At 32.5% G+C, this 3,754-nt stretch carries 4 protein-coding genes and 1 pseudogene; 2 read left to right on the forward strand and 3 right to left on the reverse strand.

Annotated elements, in window-relative coordinates; all coding sequences use genetic code 11:
* Positions 1 to 82 precede the first annotated feature (82 nt).
* Both HMPREF0518_RS03710 and HMPREF0518_RS03715 read left to right on the forward strand, forming a co-directional pair.
* Positions 83 to 538: a hypothetical protein gene (locus HMPREF0518_RS03710; RefSeq protein ID WP_003626255.1), complete on the forward strand. Its 456-nt coding sequence runs from the start codon at positions 83 to 85 to the stop codon at positions 536 to 538.
* A 6-nt stretch (positions 539 to 544) separates the two neighbouring features.
* On the forward strand, positions 545 to 1,036 hold the full coding sequence (locus HMPREF0518_RS03715) for a P-loop NTPase family protein (RefSeq protein WP_003626257.1): 492 nt from the start codon (positions 545 to 547) through the stop codon (positions 1,034 to 1,036).
* Positions 1,037 to 1,081: 45 nt separating this feature from the next.
* Here the strand turns inward: HMPREF0518_RS03715 and HMPREF0518_RS03720 are convergent, their stop codons facing one another.
* The 3 genes and pseudogenes from HMPREF0518_RS03720 to HMPREF0518_RS03735 form a co-directional block, all read right to left on the reverse strand.
* Positions 1,082 to 1,690 carry a DUF5052 family protein gene (locus tag HMPREF0518_RS03720; RefSeq protein ID WP_003626259.1) on the reverse strand — a complete coding sequence of 203 codons (609 nt, stop codon included), beginning with the start codon at positions 1,688 to 1,690 and terminating at the stop codon, positions 1,082 to 1,084.
* Between the two features lie 206 nt (positions 1,691 to 1,896).
* Entirely contained in the window at positions 1,897 to 2,253 is a 357-nt protein-coding gene (locus HMPREF0518_RS03725; RefSeq protein WP_003628839.1) for a hypothetical protein, read from the reverse strand.
* Between the two features lie 64 nt (positions 2,254 to 2,317).
* Positions 2,318 to 3,465, reverse strand: a pseudogene (locus HMPREF0518_RS03735) (SLAP domain-containing protein).
* Positions 3,466 to 3,754: the final 289 nt, after the last annotated feature.

Raw genomic sequence — 3,754 nt, forward strand, 5'->3', positions numbered from 1 at the left:
AGATTGAAATATTGTTTTTGTAATTTCACGTATAAAAATTGTACAATAAAAACAATAGAATTATATAAGACGAGGGAAAATTATGACAGAAGAAATTGATGTAAATTTACAAGCTAAAAATCCAAGTGGTGTTAAATTATTAAATCGCTTGTATGATGGACATTTAGTTTTAAACGATATTGGTGTTCGCTTAGATGAACAGCTTAATAATGAAAATGAGGAGTTAACAGTGCCAACTCAAGAAGATGTTAACAACTTATATGATACCTTTGGCAAAATGGTACAGACTTTTGGTGATATTACTAATGCTTATGGCAATGTAGATACTTTTGCGGATAATTTTGCAGGGACCACTAAGGACTTTGCAGAAAGATTAATCACCGAAATGGCAGATTTTAATAATGGTATTGCGGACATTGGAGATACTGAAGGCGGCCTTGAAAATTATGATAACGATAAGCTCAATGATTGGGTTAACCAAGTTATGGGTGATATTGTAGCCACTAATGAAGAATTTAATAACTTAATTAAGGAATAAAGCATAATGAAAAAGATACTGGTTATTGGTTCGCCTGGAGTTGGGAAGAGCACATTTTCTAGAAGACTTCAAAAGAAGATCAATTTGCCAATTATATATCTAGATCAACTTTTTTGGAGATCTGATAAAACTACAGTATCCAAAGAAGAATTTTTAAGCCAAGTTAAGTTAAAGATGCAAGCTGATGCTTGGATAATGGATGGTAACTACAGTGATTCTTTATTTAATGAGCGACTTAATGCATGTAATACTGTATTCTTTTTAGATTATAGTGTAGATACTTGTTTAAGTGGTGTTCGTCAAAGATGGGGAAAGAAACGACCTGATATGACCTGGATTGAAGAGCAAGAAGATAAAGAGTTTATGAATTATATTAGGCTTTTTCCTAAAATACAAAAGCCTAATATTGTTAGGATATTGAAAGATCATCCTAATATAACGGTTTATAGTTTCAAAAATAGACAAGAATCTTTAGATTTCTTAGATAAATTAGGCTAAATAAAAGACGTCTCAGTGTAGTGAGGCGTCTTTTTGAATACTGGATTACTTCATTAAACTGGCTATCGGATAAATAGTATAGTCTGCTCTGTAAGCTATTAAACGATGACCATCGATTACAAACTGGGTAGCATTTTTCATGTCACTTTTATGAATAGAAACGTTTTTACCAGTGAAAACTGCAATAGGCATCCCTAGCTGACTTCTAATCATAACTACTTTAGCATCCCCATTCCAGTCATTTTTAAAGTTTTGATACATAGTATTTAGTAAAGGAACAGCTTTGTTTTGATCATTAATGTTTACGTGCTTATTAAACTCATCTTCGTAGTTCTTTAACCCTTCATATGCAATAAGAGTAGAGCCTACGTGAATCATTCTGTTGTGGCCATAATCGACATCAATTACGCTAGATTTTTCATTGCCGCTACTATCTTTTTGAGACATCTTTTTATCTGTATGAATATCAACGGATTTAGCCTTGATTTGATCGATCTTTTGTCCATTAGAATCGTAAGTAGAGACCGTTAATGGTAAAGCGCCAATCTTAGAACGCATTGATAATTCCCAATTTTCAATATTACTACAACCAGAAAGTAAAGTTATTGCTAAAGCACCTAAGCTTAGCAATGAAACAAGCTTCTTTTTATGCATGTGTTTTATTAACCCCTCAATTTATTACTTAATATTATATTGTTGAATTTAATTTTATCACATTTGTGCTTGAGGGATGCAAGAGGGATTAAGTTATCATTAAGTAGGGTATTCGTGAATATAGCTATTTTTTATTAAAAACAAAAAATGAATTGATCATCACTTTTGACAATCAATTCATTATCTTACATATAAAATGTCTATATTTAATCATCAGTGCCAATTATACGATGCCAAATATAAAATCCAAATCCGATAATTAATGCAATAGCCGCATATAAAAACATCCAAGCATATATAAATCCACCGAATATTCCTAAGATTCCTGCGATAATCATCAAAATCAGACCAGTTATATCACCACCTAAATACGGGCTTTTCTCTAAACAAATATAGACAATTCCGGCACCGATAAATAAACCAGCTATGACTATTTCTAAAATACCACCAAAAATACTTTTAGTTGCGTATATATCTAGTAATTGACTTAATAGACCATCTAAAAATAGCCATATTGATAAAACAATCATTAAAATTCCAATAACTAATTTAGTGACTCTCATCTTTTTTACCTCCATGTCTGTATATATTATCTAAGCAAGAAGCTCAAACCTAGTCTTTTTAGGATTATTTAAAAGTATTAGCCTTAACATATGCATTTTTACCGACTCTATAGTAAGCTTCATTGTTAATGTAATGCTTTGGCCCATATGTCTTAATAGGCGATCCTTGCTTTAATGTTTTCCATTCGGCATTAAGTGATCCATTGCTTTGGTAAACATCAGCATCAGCCTTAAATGTGCGTGAGTTACCTAAGATATTACTTGCCATGATGTATATTTATTGTCGCCAAATTTAACGGCTGATTTACCGTTGCTTAATTTAGTTTTGCCACCATAGTAGGTAACTGATACATAAGCTTTATAAACTTCTCCTGTACGTTTGCCGTTACCATCATATACGTAAGACTTGTACATTATTTTACCAGTGTGCTTAGTATTAGAATTAGATGGTGCTTGTGAGACTGCAGAGCCTGAAATAGATAATGGGAGTATAGTTATATTGCCATCAGTGGACATACCTTTCCAATTATCAGTATATTGCCATATAGCTATGCCGTCCATTGAAGGGAAGTATTTAAAATTAGGTTTATCTACTCGTCCAGATATAGCATATGCTGCTACCTATAAAGAGTTAGGATATTTTTTGACAATAGAAGGTGTATTAATATTATTTTGTAATACAGAAGAACTAGCATAAAGAAGAGGTTGATATCCAGCTGCCTTAATTTCATCCATAAAAGCTAGGATGGCTTTAGCAGTAACATTCTTACCATTAGTAATTATATTACCGCTGCCAGTTTCATAATCACATGCTAGATATGATCCCTTAGGTAGACCTAAAGCTTTAGCAGATGAGACAGCATATTTAGCTTCGCTTTTAGCCAAGGAAGCGTTTGAACTAAAAGTAGCAAAATGATAGCCCATAGGCGTCATATCATTAGCAATAGCCGATTTTATTTTTAGGATTTCTGTAGCTAGTACCTTCGCTAACTTTGACTATTGCAATTTGGGATCCAGCTTTTGCATAGCTGTTAAATCTGCACTTTGATAACTCGCAACATCAATACCTAATCCTCTAGCAGCTATAGAAGTTGCTGAAGCTTGAACTTGAGAAGGATAAGTAGTGGAGAGGGGTGCAGGTAAGATGCTAATCCCAGCATTTACTAACATAGTTGCACAAGCTAATTTTACAAATGTTTTCTTTTTTAACAAATTAATTCCTCCATAATTGGTGGAGAGAGTTAATGATCTATATTTCTCACATTTAATATACTTAAAACTTATATATCATAGATTACATTGGTAGGTACCAAAGCACAATAGCTGAGATTAAATATTAATACTGTAGTAATCATATATACATATATAAATATTTGCAATAAAATTGAGATAATCATTCTTTTTATTTACTGTGCGCTTCTTTAAAGGGATGCATGCAGTAGGCTTATTGGGGGGTTGGTAGACAAAATAGATAATATATAAGATCGGAGATAGAGGAGTA

The sequence above is a fragment of the Lactobacillus helveticus DSM 20075 = CGMCC 1.1877 genome, assembly GCF_000160855.1.
In the GTDB taxonomy this organism is placed as follows: Bacteria; Bacillota; Bacilli; order Lactobacillales; family Lactobacillaceae; genus Lactobacillus; species Lactobacillus helveticus.

What these genes read in the sequence shown, in the direction of transcription:
- HMPREF0518_RS03710 (WP_003626255.1), top strand. Translation starts at nt 83, where the DNA reads ATGACAGAAGAAATTGATGTAAATTTACAAGCTAAAAATCCAAGTGGT.
- HMPREF0518_RS03720 (WP_003626259.1), bottom strand. Translation starts at nt 1,690, where the DNA reads ATGCATAAAAAGAAGCTTGTTTCATTGCTAAGCTTAGGTGCTTTAGCA.
- HMPREF0518_RS03725 (WP_003628839.1), bottom strand. Translation starts at nt 2,253, where the DNA reads ATGAGAGTCACTAAATTAGTTATTGGAATTTTAATGATTGTTTTATCA.
- HMPREF0518_RS03715 (WP_003626257.1), top strand. Translation starts at nt 545, where the DNA reads ATGAAAAAGATACTGGTTATTGGTTCGCCTGGAGTTGGGAAGAGCACA.